This is a genomic window from Kitasatospora sp. NPDC088346 (assembly GCF_044740765.1).
Classification (GTDB): Bacteria; Actinomycetota; Actinomycetes; order Streptomycetales; family Streptomycetaceae; genus Kitasatospora.
The window spans coordinates 41847-54658 of record NZ_JBIURH010000027.1 but is presented as its reverse complement, the minus strand read 5'-3'; the positions used below and the strand labels follow the sequence as shown (position 1 = coordinate 54658).

At 74.0% G+C, this 12812-nt stretch carries 11 protein-coding genes and 2 tRNA genes; 8 read left to right on the top strand and 5 right to left on the bottom strand.

The features are described from left to right. Positions 1–5 precede the first annotated feature (5 nt). Positions 6–677: a nitroreductase family protein gene (locus ACIOFR_RS28010; RefSeq protein WP_401001928.1), complete on the top strand. Its 672-nt coding sequence runs from the start codon at positions 6–8 to the stop codon at positions 675–677. A gap of 100 nt (positions 678–777) precedes the next feature. Further along, positions 778–1371 (top strand): GNAT family N-acetyltransferase, encoded by a 594-nt coding sequence (locus ACIOFR_RS28005; RefSeq protein ID WP_401001926.1) that lies wholly within the window; start codon positions 778–780, stop codon positions 1369–1371. Positions 1372–1444: 73 nt separating this feature from the next. Here ACIOFR_RS28005 and ACIOFR_RS28000 read toward each other — a convergent pair whose 3' ends face one another. Beyond that, positions 1445–2401: an aldo/keto reductase gene (locus ACIOFR_RS28000; protein WP_401001924.1), complete on the bottom strand. Its 957-nt coding sequence runs from the start codon at positions 2399–2401 to the stop codon at positions 1445–1447. A gap of 461 nt (positions 2402–2862) precedes the next feature. On the opposite strand from ACIOFR_RS28000, the gene ACIOFR_RS27995 reads away from it, so the two are divergent. The 3 genes from ACIOFR_RS27995 (at position 2863) to ACIOFR_RS27985 (ending at position 6165) form a co-directional block, all read left to right on the top strand. Then, positions 2863–3159, top strand: coding sequence for a hypothetical protein (locus ACIOFR_RS27995; protein WP_401001922.1), 297 nt, complete (start codon positions 2863–2865; stop codon positions 3157–3159). Positions 3160–3701: 542 nt separating this feature from the next. After that, positions 3702–5204, top strand: a complete 1503-nt coding sequence (locus ACIOFR_RS27990; RefSeq protein ID WP_401001920.1) for a carbohydrate binding domain-containing protein — start codon at positions 3702–3704, stop codon at positions 5202–5204. A gap of 160 nt (positions 5205–5364) precedes the next feature. Beyond that, positions 5365–6165: a DUF6585 family protein gene (locus ACIOFR_RS27985; protein ID WP_401001918.1), complete on the top strand. Its 801-nt coding sequence runs from the start codon at positions 5365–5367 to the stop codon at positions 6163–6165. Between the two features lie 44 nt (positions 6166–6209). Here ACIOFR_RS27985 and ACIOFR_RS27980 read toward each other — a convergent pair whose 3' ends face one another. Next, positions 6210–6833: a LysE family translocator gene (locus ACIOFR_RS27980; protein ID WP_401001916.1), complete on the bottom strand. Its 624-nt coding sequence runs from the start codon at positions 6831–6833 to the stop codon at positions 6210–6212. 131 nt (positions 6834–6964) lie between these two features. Between ACIOFR_RS27980 and ACIOFR_RS27975 the strand changes: the two genes are divergently transcribed. From ACIOFR_RS27975 to ACIOFR_RS27965, 3 genes are all read left to right on the top strand, one after another. Continuing rightward, a tRNA-Ala gene (locus ACIOFR_RS27975) sits at positions 6965–7040 on the top strand. A 28-nt stretch (positions 7041–7068) separates the two neighbouring features. After that, a complete protein-coding gene (locus ACIOFR_RS27970; RefSeq protein ID WP_401001914.1) occupies positions 7069–8442 on the top strand; it encodes an SDR family NAD(P)-dependent oxidoreductase in 1374 nt (457 codons plus the stop codon). An 86-nt stretch (positions 8443–8528) separates the two neighbouring features. Further along, a tRNA-Arg gene (locus ACIOFR_RS27965) sits at positions 8529–8601 on the top strand. A 42-nt stretch (positions 8602–8643) separates the two neighbouring features. Here ACIOFR_RS27965 and ACIOFR_RS27960 read toward each other — a convergent pair. From ACIOFR_RS27960 to ACIOFR_RS27950, 3 genes are read right to left on the bottom strand one after another with little or no spacing between them, the layout of a single operon-like run. Further along, positions 8644–10488, bottom strand: a complete 1845-nt coding sequence (locus ACIOFR_RS27960) for an AAA family ATPase (protein ID WP_401001912.1) — start codon at positions 10486–10488, stop codon at positions 8644–8646. After that, positions 10485–11846, bottom strand: a complete 1362-nt coding sequence (locus ACIOFR_RS27955) for a hypothetical protein (RefSeq protein ID WP_401001910.1) — start codon at positions 11844–11846, stop codon at positions 10485–10487. Before ACIOFR_RS27955 ends, ACIOFR_RS27960 begins: the two co-directional genes overlap by 4 nt. 26 nt (positions 11847–11872) lie before the next feature. After that, entirely contained in the window at positions 11873–12733 is an 861-nt protein-coding gene (locus tag ACIOFR_RS27950) for a hypothetical protein (protein ID WP_401001909.1), read from the bottom strand. Positions 12734–12812: the final 79 nt, after the last annotated feature.

Genomic DNA, 12812 nt, shown 5'->3' with positions numbered 1-12812 from the left:
ATCCCATGGTTGACAGTGCTTCGCCGACGGCGCACCCGACCGTCGAACTCCGGCCCATGACGGTGCCCGCCCACGAGGCCGAGGCCCGCGCCAGGTCCTTCCACGCGGTGATGGCCCAGCGCCGGACCGTCCGCGACTACACCACCCGGCCCATCCCGGACGGGGTGCTGGAGTGGGCCGTCCGGACCGCCTCCACCGCCCCGAGCGGGGCCCACGTGCAGCCCTGGCGGTTCGTCGTGATCACCGACCCGGACCGCAAGCGGCGGCTGCGCGAGGCCGCCGAGGCCGAGGAACGCGCGTTCTACGCCCACCGCGCCTCCGCGGAGTGGCTGGCGGCCCTGGCACCGATCGGTACCGACTGGCGCAAGCCCTTCCTGGAGGACGCGCCGGCCGTGATCGTGGTCTTCGAGGTGCACAAGGGCCCCGACTCGCCGCGGCCCTACTACACCAAGGAGTCGGTCGGCATCGCCGTCGGCCTGCTGCTCGCGACCCTCCACCAGGCCGGGCTGGCCACCCTCACCCACACCCCGAGCCCGATGCGGTTCCTGAACGAGGTCTGCGAGCGGCCGGCCGAGGAACGCGCCGCGTACGTCATCCCGGTCGGGTACCCGGCGGACGACGCCCGGGTGCCCGACCTCCGCCGCAAGGACCTCGGCGAGGTCCTGGTGCGGCTGTGACGACGCCTGCGGCGCTGCCGGTCGTACGGCCGGTCGTACAACCGGTCGTACTGATGAAATGCGCTGGTCGGAGCCGGTTCGACCGGGAGATAATCCGGCCATGAGCCGCACAGCCGACACTCCCCCGCCGCTGCCCGCACCCATCTCGGACGGCCGCCCGCCCGAGCTGCTCCCGCTGCCCGGCGGGATCTCGCTGCGGCGCCGCCGCGAGGCGGACGGCCCCGGGGTGAACGCGGCCGTCCGCAGCAACCTGGCGCACCTGCGCCCGTGGATGGCCTGGGCGAACGAGGCGCCGACCCTCCAGCACAGCAACGAGATGTGCCGGGCCGGCGAGGAGGTCTGGGACCAGGGCACCGACTTCATGTTCGTCGCCGGCCTGGACGACCGGCCCGGCAGCGTGGTCGGCGCGTTCGGTCTGCACGGCCGGATCGGCCCGGGCGCCCTGGAGATCGGCTACTGGGTGCACGTGGACCACGTCGGCCGGGGCCTGGCCACCGCCGCGGCCCGCGCCCTCACCACGGCGGCGCTGACCCTGCCCGGCGTCGAGCGGGTCGAGATCCACTGCGACCGGTCCAACGCCGCGAGCGCCGCGATCCCGCGCAAGCTCGGCTACCGGCTGGACCGGGTCCAGGACGCCGAGATCACCGCGCCGGCCGAGACCGGTCACAACATGGTCTGGATCATGGAACGCTGACCGCGGGGGCGGCCGGCCGGCCCGCCACCGCTACCGCCCGCCCCCGGTACCGCCCGGCTCAGTACCGCCCGGCTCAGTACCGCCCGCCGACCGGGGCCGGGAGCGCGTCCAGCGCCGCCAGGTCCTCGGCGCCGAGGACCAGGTCCGCGGCGGCCGCGTTGTCGGCCAGGTAGCGCGGCGTCTTGGTGCCGGGGATCGGCACGACGTACCGGCCCCGCGACAGCACCCACGCCAGCGCGACCTGCGCCGGGGTCGCGCCGAGCCGCTCGGCGATCTCCCGCACCTTCTCCACCAGCGCCAGGTTCGCCGCCAGCGCCTCCGGCTGGAAGCGCGGCAGGGTCGAGCGCCAGTCGTCGGCCGGCAGGTCCGCGGCGGAGCCGAAGCGGCCGGCCAGGAACCCCCGGCCGAGCGGGGAGAACGGCAGGAAGGCGATGCCCTGCTCCTCGGTGTACGGCAACACCTCGGCGAGCGCGTCCCTGGTCCACAGCGAGAGTTCGGACTGCACCGACGCCACCGGATGGACCGCCTCGGCGCGCCGGATCTCCTCCACCGTCACCTCGGACAGCCCGATCGCGCGGGCCTTGCCGGCGGCGACGGCCTCGGCCAGCACTCCCCAGGTCTCCTCGATCGGCACCTCGGGGTCGACCCGGTGCAGCTGGTACAGGTCGACGTGGTCGGTGCCCAGCCGCCGCAGGCTCGCGTCGATCGCCCGCCGGACGTGCTCCGGCCGGCCGTCCCGCCCCACCCTGACGTCCCCGCTCCCGGGCACCAGCCCGACCTTGGTGGCCAGCACGGCCCGCTCGCGGTACTCCCCGGCCAGCGCCTTGCCGACCAGCTCCTCGTTGTCGAACGGACCGTAGATGTCCGCCGTGTCGATCAGCGTCACCCCGAGGTCGAGCGCCGCCCGGATCACCTCCACCGAGGTCACGTCGTCCCGCCCGCGCGGGTCGTACGCCCAGGTCATCCCCATGCAGCCGAGGCCGATCGCACCGATCTGCGGGCCGTGGCTGCCGAGTGTCGTGCTACGCATGCTGCAACTCCTCCGGACGGATCGTCAGTACGCCCCCAGCCTGCCCCTTGGAGTGCGCTCAAGGTCAAGCCCGCCCCACCGCGAGGCCTTGAACACCCACCCCTGCGACAGGGTCGCGCCCGGGTTCCCTGTCAGCGGGAACTGCCATCCTGGTCCCGTGCTGATCAAGGGATACGATCACGGCCCGTGGTGCCGGGTGAGCCGTTGCTGGATCGCGGCGGGCGGGTTTTGGGCCAACCACCTTCTCGGCATGTGCAGCCCCCCCCGGAAGGGGATCGGTGGGATTTGGCGTGACCGTCTGTGCAGGTTGCGGGCGGGTGAGGCGCCGGTGTCGAGCCGTTGCGTGTGCGTCGAGGCTCCGGTCGTGCCACCGTCCGCCTCGTGAGGCCGCCCGTCGGGCTGCGGTTTCCGTGTGCGGAGTAGAATGAGCCTGACCTCACCCTGCCGACAGGGGAGTACTCATGATCGGTGTAACCGTTACTTTCTCCTACCCCGGCGGCTTGGATCGCTCACGGGTTGTCAAGGTTGCCGAGAATGCACGTGGCATGTTCGAAGGCATGCCGGGCGTGCGGTTCAAGTTCTTCACCTTCAGTGAGAAGCAGCAGCAGGCGGTCAATTTCTACGTCTGGGAGTCCGAAGAAGAGGCAGAGCAGTTCTTCTCTCCGGAGCTGCTCGGGCGAGTGACCGAGCTCTATGGTGCGGCGCCGTCCATCGAATTCGTGGAGATCGCCGAGATCGTCGACAATTCCAAGGCCTGAGGAGACCGTCGGGCTGGTTCACGGGGTCGGTTCAGGTGTTCCTGGACGGCCCCGTCGCCGTGTCGGCCCGAGGCCTCCCGGTCGCGTGCGCTCCCGCCGCGACCGGTGAGCCGGAATCCCGCCCTTCTGTGGGCGCCGAACACCACTCGGGCCACCGATCCGGCCATCGGCCAGGACATCGACCGTGACCGCCGATCCGCCGGCCCGGCCTCGCGACGACGGCACCCGGACGAGCACCGGAACGGGGGCAGGGCAAGCCGGACAGAGCCGACCGCACGCGGACAGGACAGGCGGCGTGCCTCGGCGCGGGGGACCTTAAAACGGGCGTAAGTGCGCTCGGGGTTCTTGACGTGCCCACATGGTCTAGTCCACATTTCGTCAGGGCGGCACCGCCCGACCCGGCTCCGCACTCACCGCATCCGCCGCCCCACGGCGGGTGGTTCAGGCTCCCACGCCCCCACACCCCCCACGCCCGCCACACGGCCCCGCTGCCTCCCCACGGCCGGCGCGGGCGCCCTGGCACCGTCCCGAGAGGCACCCCCATGCCACGTGCCGCGCTCCCCCGCCACGCCGCCGGCCGGCGGTCCAGGTTCGTCCCCCTGCTGTGTGCCGCCGTCCTGGCGGGCGGCACCGTGGCGGGGCTCGCCGGTGGCGCCGACGCCGCCGACACCGATCTGCTCGCCGATCCCGGGCTGGAGAGCGGCACGCTGGGCGCCTGGAGCTGCACCGGCGGCACCGGGGCGGTGGTCAACTCGCCGGTGCACAGCGGCTCGTACGCGCTGCGCGGGACGCCCGGCAACAGCACCACCGCGCAGTGCAGCCAGACCGTCGCCGTGAAACCCAACACCAGGTACTCGCTGAGCGCCTGGGTCCAGGGCCAGTACGTGTACCTCGGCGCGACCGGCAGCGGGGTCACCGATCCGGCGGTCTGGACACCCGGCGGCAGCAGCTGGCAGCAGCTCTCCACCGGGTTCACCACCGGTGCGGCCACCACCAGTGTGACCGTCTACCTGCACGGCTGGTACGGGCTGGGCGCCTACCTCGCCGACGACGTGGCACTCAGCGGGCCGGGCGGCACCCCGACCCCCACGCCCACGCCGACGCCCACGGCCGGCCCCACCGCGAGCCCGACACCGAGCCCCACCGGGAGCACGCCGCCGCCCAGTGTCGCCGTGCGCGTCGCGCCGTACGTGGACCTCGGCGCCTGGCCGACGCCGGTGCTCACCGACATGGCGGCGGCCGGCCGGCTGAAGTCTTTCACGCTGGCTTTCGTCACCTCGGTCGGGTGCAGGGCGAGCTGGTTCAACGCCTATGACCCGAAGGCCGGTTGGGGTCGGGATCAGGTCGACGCGGTCCGGGCGGCCGGCGGTGACGTCAAGCTCTCCTTCGGCGGCGCGTCCGGTACCGAGCTCGCCCAGGCCTGCACGACGGTGGATGCGCTGTTCAACGAGTACGACGCCGTGGTCAGGGCCTACGACCTGCGCTACGTCGACTTCGACATCGAGGGCGCCGCCGTGGTCGACGCCGCCACCAACGACCGCCGTTCGGCCGCGCTGGCCAGGCTGCAGAAGGCCCACCCCGGCCTGCGGGTCTCACTGACCCTGCCGGTCCTCCCGGAGGGGCTGACCGCCGACGGGGTGGCAGTGGTGCGGTCCGCCCGGGATGCCGGGGTGGCCGTCGACGTGGTCAACGTGATGGCGATGGACTACAACCGGCCCTCGACCGACTACGGCGACGACGCCGTCCAGGCCGCGCAGAGCACCCACGACCAGCTGAGGGCGCTCTACCCGGCGAGGACCGACGCGCAGCTGTGGGCGATGACGGCCGTCACGCCGATGCTGGGCGAGAACGACGACCACGGCGTCTACAACCAGGCCGACGCACAGCAGTTGGTGGCCTTCGCCAGACAGCACCACCTGGGCATGCTGGGTTTCTGGGAGATGACCAGGGACGCCGCCGCCTGCACCGGCCCGCTCTACAAGTGCACCAACATCGCCCAGACGCCGTACGAGTTCTCGAAGGTCTTCGCGGGCTACACCGGCTGACGGCCGCCCCCGACCCCCGCCCGGTGGATCCCCACGCTCCACCGGGCGGGCCTCTCCCCCTCGGCCGCGGAGATCCATCCGAGCTGTCGGGCCAATTCACCGACAAGCCGAGGTGAACTGCCCGACAATGGCGGGTAGTCGGCCTATCGAGGGGGCAACCATGGCTGGAGAAACGGCAGTTGACGCACTCGGGCACCCGGTGAAGACGTACCTGCCGGACCCGCGGAGCGGCGCGTCCACCCGCACCCGCAGGCTCCGGGTCAACCTGACCGTCGCCGCGGTGATGTCCGGGTTCGCCCTGCTCGGGCTGAGCCTGGCCGCCGGCGGCAAGCCGCTGTGGCTCGCGCTGCTGCCGCTGCTGCTGGGCGGGGCCGCGTTCGCCTCGATCTGGGTGAGCAGCATGCGGGTGATCGACGCGGAGCCCGCCGACCACGTCGAGCTGTACGAGCACGGGTTGGCCACCCGGTCCGGCCGTCGCGTGCGGACCCTGCTGTGGAGCGAGACGGCGGAGTACCGGGTCGGGGCCTTCGAACCGCCGATGAAGGTCACCTCCGAGGGTCTCAGGCCGACCCGGGAACCGGGGACCAGGGCCACCCTCCAACGGGCCGACGGCAGCCGCGTCGAGATCATGCTGAGCGGGGTCCGGGACGGTGCCGAGCTGCGGGAGACGATCGGCGAGCGGACCGTCGCCGTCCTGCTGCCGCCCGCGGTGGAGACCGTCCGGGCGGGCGGCGCCGTCGCCTTCGGCGGGTTCTCCCTCGACTCCACCGGGATCCACCACGACGGCCGGACGGTGACCTGGGGCGAGCTGGACCACCTGGTGGACGCCGCCGGAGCCCGGATCGCCGTCCAGGACGTCCGCGGCCGGCAGTGGTTCACCACCCGGACCAGCGACTTCCCGAACCTCCCGCTGTTCCGCGCGCTGGCCGGCCGGCTGCACACCGGGCACACTCCCGGCTGAGCCGCCCGTCCCGCGGCGCCGCAGCCCCGCCGCCCGCGAGGGCCTCAGTCCACCGCGATGCGGACCGCGAAGCCGGCCAACGCGGTGCCCATCGCGTAGCGGTGCAGCCGCTGCCAGAGCGGGCGGCGGTCGAAGAAGCCCGCCACCGAGGCCGCGGTCACCACGAAGAAGGCGTTGCCGAGCAGGCCCACCACGATCTGGGTCAGCCCCAGCACCAGGCTCTGCACCGCCACGTGGCCGCGCCGCGGGTCGACGAACTGCGGCAGCAGGGAGACGTAGAGGATCGCCAGCTTGGGGTTGAGCAGGCAGGTGAGCAGCCCCATCAGGAACAGCCGGCGCGGCCGGTCCGGCGCCAGCTCCCGGGTCGCGAACACGGACCGGCCCGAGGGCCGGACGGCCTTCCAGGCCAGCCAGAGCAGGTAGCAGGCGCCCGCGGCCTTGAGCGCGACGTACAGCTCGGGCACCAGGGTGAACAGCGCGGAGATCCCCGCGGTGGCCGCCAGCAGGTAGAACAGGAAGCCGACGCCGACCCCGCAGAGCGAGATCAGCCCGGCCCGGCGGCCCTGGGACACCGAGCGGGACACCAGGTAGATCATGTTCGGACCGGGGGTGAGCACCATGCCCGTCGCCACCGCCGCCATTCCCGCCACCGCCGCCGGATCCAGCACGCCCGCCCCACCCCTCGATCATTCGCCCACGCAACGCCCAGACGGTAGCACCCGGGTCGGGAGGGGTGCGGCGGGCGGGCGGTTAACCGCTTTCCGGCGCCGCGATCAGGGCGTTAGCATCCCTGACGGCCCCCGGGCGTGGACGCAGAGGCAGACGTCGCCGCGACGGCATCGCGGAGTACGCCGGTTCGAATCCGGCCCCCGGGCGGCACCACGGACGACGGTCGGAGGGGTTGTGCCGCAGTACCCGGCGCTGGACGAGGCGGAAGTCGCGGCGTACGCCGAGACCGTGGGACGGCTGCGCCGGCTCCCCGCGGACCATCCCGTGCGGCTGCACGCCGAGAAGATCGCGGAGTCGTTCGTCCGGGAGGGCCGCCGCAGCCGCCGCCAGACCGGCCGGGACGCCCGCACCCGGCACGACGCCGAACTGATAGCCGCCACGGCGACCGGCGCGACCGACCGTCGCGAGGACGCCCCGCTCGCGCTGCCCGCGCAGTCGGCGCCGATCGGCGAGCTCAGCCGGGCCCGCCGCTGCTATGTCTGCAAGTCGACATACCGTCAGGTGGACGGGTTCTACCACATGCTCTGCCCCGGCTGCTCGGCCGACAACACCGTCCGCCGCGGGCTGACCACCGACCTGCGCGGCCGGCGGGTCCTGCTCACCGGCGGCCGGGTCAAGATCGGCTTCCAGCTGGCCCTGATGATGCTCCGGGACGGCGCCGAACTGATCGTCACCAGCCGCTTCCCGCACGACACCGTCCGCCGTTTCCGGGCCGTCCTCGGCAGCGAGCGCTGGCTCGACCGGCTCACCGTCGTCGGCATCGACCTGCGCGACCCCCGGCAGGTCCTCGGCCTGTGCGAACAGCTGCGCGCCGACGGCCGGCCCCTGGACGTCCTGGTCAACAACGCCGCCCAGACCCTGCGCCGCCCGCCCGAGTCGTATGCCCTGCTGGCGGCCGGCGAGCAGGGGGAGCTCCCGCGCGCCTGCACGGTCGCGCACGCTCCGGGCTTCCGGCCGATGCCGGCCCTCACGGCGGCCTGGCCGGTCACCGGGCTGGCCCCGACCCTGCCGTCCGGCGAGGTGCTGGCGCTGGCCGACGAGGCCGGGCTGCTGCCCGACACCGCCGCCGACAACTCCTGGTCCGCCACGCTCGGCGGCCTCGACCCGGCCGAGGTGCTGGAGACCCAGCTGGTCAACGCGCTCGCCCCGGCGCTGCTCTGCGACCGCCTGCTGCCGCTGCTGCTCGCCTCGCCGCACCCCGCCCGCTACATCGTCAACGTCACGGCGGTGGAGGGGCGGTTCACGGTCCGCAACAAGACGGCGGGGCACCCGCACACCAACATGGCCAAGGCCGCGCTGAACATGCTGACCCGGACCAGTGCCGCCGAACTGGCCGGCCGCGGCGTGCACATGTGCGCGGTCGACACCGGCTGGGTCACCGACGAGAACCCGGCCCCGAAGAAGACCCGGATCGCCGGCGCCGGCTTCCGCACCCCGCTCGACATCGTCGACGGCGCGGCCCGGGTCTACGACCCGATCGTCCGCGGCGAGGCCGGGTCACCGGTCTCCGGCGTCTTCCTGAAGGACTACCGCGAGGCGGCCTGGTGACGGGCCGCCAGGCCGGACGGGGCCCAGGTCCCGTCCGGCCGACCCGGCGCGATCGACCGGACGGGGTCTAGAGTCTTCGGCAGGGCGGGGCCGTAGCGCAGAGGCAGGCGCAGCGGTCTCCGGAACCGCGGTACGCCGGTTCGAATCCGGTCGGCCCCGTCCCCTCCCCTCCCGCCGTCCCCCACCGTCCGCGGCCGCGGTTCACCGGTGGGTGGCGGCGAAGACCTCCATCCAGTACCGCTGGTGCTCCGCCGAGGCGCCGACCAGGTAGGTGGAGCGGAGCTTGGGCGGGAGCAGGGCGACCAGGCGGGTGACCGCCGCGCGGTGCCTGCGCAGCTGGGAGAGTTCGGCGTTGGCGATGGCCTGGTGGACCAGGTCGGTGTCGTTCGTCCCCTCGGTGGACCGCTCGGCCGCGTCGCGCAGCCGGGCCTCCCAGCCGGGCAGGTCCCCGGCGATCTCCCGCAGGCCGGTGGCCCGGCGGCCGGCGAGACGGTCGATCAGGCCGGTGAGCGGCACCGGGGCGTACTCGCCGTCGCCGAGGTAGACCGTGCCCATCTCCAGCGGCAGGCCGCGTCCGTGGAGCTTGATGAGGCGTTCCATGGTCCGCTTGCTGATCCAGGCCCGGCCGTCCTCGTCGAGGTCGTTCTTCCACCACTCCAGGACGGTCTCGGCGACGGCGCCGTAGCGGGCGATCAGCCACTCGTTGGCCGGGATGTCGGCGGGGTCAATCTGGAGGGAGACGGTGAACCGGGTGGCCTGGGCGATGTTGTTGCGCGCGACCTGCAGCTTGCGGCCGAGGTGGTAGGGCGGGTTCTGGAGCGCGATCTGGGCCCGCAGGTTCTCGATCGGCCGGCCGGCGACGGACCACTCCTGGGTGATCTCCATCAGCTTGGCGAAGGCCGACCGGTCCTTGGGGCGGTTGTACTCGTCCCAGACGATCGCCTTGGGCTCGGGGCCGGTGAAGCCGGCGGCGAGCAGGTTGTCCAGCGTGCCGTCCGGGGTGGGCACGGGGGCGCAGAGGTCCTCGACGTTGGTGACCGGCAGCGAGAAGTAGAGCGGGTCGCGGCCCAGCCCCTCCCGGGTCAGCTGGCGCACCAGTTCGGTCTTCCCGCAGCCGGGCGGGCCCTGGAGCAGGACGGCCCAGCGGTTGGCCAGCGCCGCCCGGACCACCCGGCGGACCGGGTCGGCGATCCGCCCGGGGTTGGGCACGCCGAGGGCGGCGGCGATCCGGTCGAGGGTCTCGGCGGTGCGGTCGGGGCCGGGCCGGCCGTCCGGTCCCGGCTCGGCCAGCCGCAACCGCTCGCCGTTGAGCAGCGGCAGGCCCCAGACCAGCGGGAACCCCTCCTCCGCGGCGGCCAGGACGTGTTCCAGGGTGCGGGGCGAGAAGAGTTCGCGCAGGCCGGGGGTGAGTGCGGCCCACTCGGCGAAGACCGGCCCGAGGTCCCGGTCCGGGTACCGCGCGGCGAGCCGGTGCCGCCAGGCGGTGTCGTTGGCGCCGATCCGGATGGTCACCATCCGGTCCAGGATCGCGAGGTCGCCGCGGCGGGCACCGGTCTCGGACAGGGACTCGTTGTCGGTGAGGAAGACCCCGACGCAGCCGAGCGCCCGCAGGTCGTACTCGCCGAGCGTCCAGTTGCAGGCGATCTGCATCAGCTGGGCCTGGATGCCCTCGCCCGCCTGCAGCGAGTCGTCGATCAGCAGCACGAACGGCCGGCCGGGCCGCAGGCCGCTCATCACCAGCTGGCGCAGCACGAGTTCGCCGGTGCCCGCGTCCCGGACGGGGACGTTGGCGAGCAGGTCGTCGGGGGTGAGGTTGGCCGCGGGGACGACCACCAGGGCGGTGCCGGGGTGCGCCTCGGCGATCCGGGAGTGGAAGGTCGCGGTCTTGCCGATGCCGTGCGGGCCGAAGACCTGCCCGGTCTGGCCGAGGTCGATCATCGCGTCGATGAAGGCCTCCAGCCGGGAGGCGCCGGTCCAGCCGTCGGGCGCGGCCGGGTAGCTGGCGGTGGCGCGCCACGGCCGGGCGGTCGCCGGGGTGCCGGTCATGATGCTCCTGTGGTGACGCGGTGGCAGGCCATCCGCGGCCGGTGGTGGTCGGGCCAGTCGTCGCCGCCCTCGGTGATCAGCCAGATCCACCGGTCGGGGTCGGCGGGGGTCACGTGCGGCGCGTACCCGTCGGTGAGGACGAGGACGGCGTCCGGCCGCTCCGCGAAGGGCTCGCCGCCGTCGCCGGTGGGGCTGCGGCCCTCGACGTGGTCGACGACGGCCTGGAAGCTGGTGCCGCCTCCGCCGAGGACGCGCTCGCCGGGCCGGAACGGCATCACGGCGCCGTCGAAGGAGAGCCAGTGCGCGTCCACCCCGTCGATCGCGCCGACCAGGCCGGTCAGCCAGTCGACCACGTGGTCGGGCATCGACCCCGAGGTGTCGTACGCGATGACCAGGAGCTTGCGCCGGACCGGGCCGTGGCGCGCCAGCATCGGCTGGTGGCCGAGGGCCGCCAGCAGGGCGCCGCGCTTCTTCGGGTAGACCAGCCGTTCGCCCTCGGCGAGGCGGCTCGCCAGGACGTCGACCAGCCAGCGCTGCCACCAGTCGACCCGCCGGGTGGCGACCGTCGTCCCGCGCAGCGCGCCCGCGCCGAGCCCGCTCCAGAGCCGGGCGGCCCGGTCGGAGGCCCCCTCGGTGCGGTGCATCAGGTCGAGCAGTTCCCGCTCGGCGCCGCGGTGCCCGCGCCGGGCCGCGAGCAGGGCGTTGAGCAGCACCGACGCACCGACCGCGTCCACCGTCTCCTGGTCCAGCGGGACGCCGTCGCGGTGGTGCAGGCAGAAGCCGCGCGGGACGGGCGGGTTGCGCATCCGCCGGAGTTCGGCGTGGACGCTCTGGTCGGTGTCCGTGAACTCCGCGTACCCGAGGGCGGGCAGCCCCTGCTCGGCGAGGTCGGCGAGATACCGGCGGTGGACCTCGCGCGGGTCGATCCCGACCGGTTCGCCGTGCAGCCGGGGCAGCTCGGTACGCTCCAGCCGGACCAGCGCGACGTGGTTGATGGTCACCTCGGTGGCCACCCGGAACACCGGGTCGGCGGTCGTCTCCGGGTCCGCGAACAGGTGGCGCTGGACCAGGTGCCGGGCCTCGTGGAACAGCACGAACTTGACCCCGTCGAGGCCGAGCGCGACGAAGAACTCCGGGTTGTAGAGCAGCAGGCAGCTGCCGTCGCCGGAGGCGACGACGGCGGCGGTGTCCACGGCGGTGGTGGCGACCTGGTGGTGGCACTTGGCGTAGAGCCAGGAGGCGACGGCGGACTCGGTCAGCCCGAAGTCCAGCAGGGCGGCCTCCTTGAGGCGGTGCGCCTCGGCCAGGACGGCGGGAGCGGCCGGCCGCCAGGCGGCGAGCGCCCGCCGGTCGGACACACCGACCGGGTACCGGGGCCCGGCGGTCACCGGCCCGGGTCCGGGTCGGGGCCCGCCAGTGCCCCGGCCAGCACGATCAGTTCGGGCGGTGTGGCGACGGACTCCCCCAGCAGCCGGGCCAGCACCGCCCAGGCCTCCGGGTGGCCGCCGAGCTCCGAACGGACCAGGGACGCGAGCTCCGCCTCCACCTCGGCGAGACGCTCCGGCACCGCCCGCGCCGCCATGCCCAGCACGGGCAGCGCGTCCGCCGCCCGCCAGGTGCGGGCGGGGACGGCGAGCGAGTCCAGGATCCCGGCCGCCCGCAGCCGGTTGCGGTACTTGGCGTGGTCGCCGAACAGCTCCCGCAGTTCGACCGGGCAGTCGGGCCGCTCGGCCAGCGCCCAGCGGGCGAACCCGGGGAACGGCTCGGCGCGGTGCGCGCTCAGGACCACCGGCCAGGCGGCCGTCCGCAGTTCGTCCGCGGCGGCGCGGGCCCGCCGCAGCGAGCGGGTGCCGCCCTGCTCGCGCAGCACCGCGAGCAGGGCCGGCAGGCTGCGGACGGGCTGGGGCGAGGGCCCGGTCAGACGGCGGCGCACCCGGCCGCCGGCGGCGCCACCGAACGGCAGGCCCTCCATCAGGTCCCAGGTCAGGCCCCGGGGCAGGGCACCCATCTCGAACAGGACCCGGTTGACCTCGGGGTCGTCGGCCTGGAGCAGCCAGAACCGGACCGACGCCGGTGCCTGCCGGACGGTCTGCCGGAAGCGACCGTCCGGACCGATGCCCGGCCACGGCCCGACCGGGCCGTCCGGGTCGATCCCCAGCCGCCCGCAGACCCGTGCCCGGGCCGCCCCTTCCGTCCGGCGCAGCAGGAACCGGACCGCCTCGGCGGCCGCCTCGTCCAGTGCCATCGTCCAGCCCACCCCTCTCGCTGCGGCACATGATGCCAGGTCGGCGCAGGTCGGCCGGAGGATTATCGGGGCCGGCCGG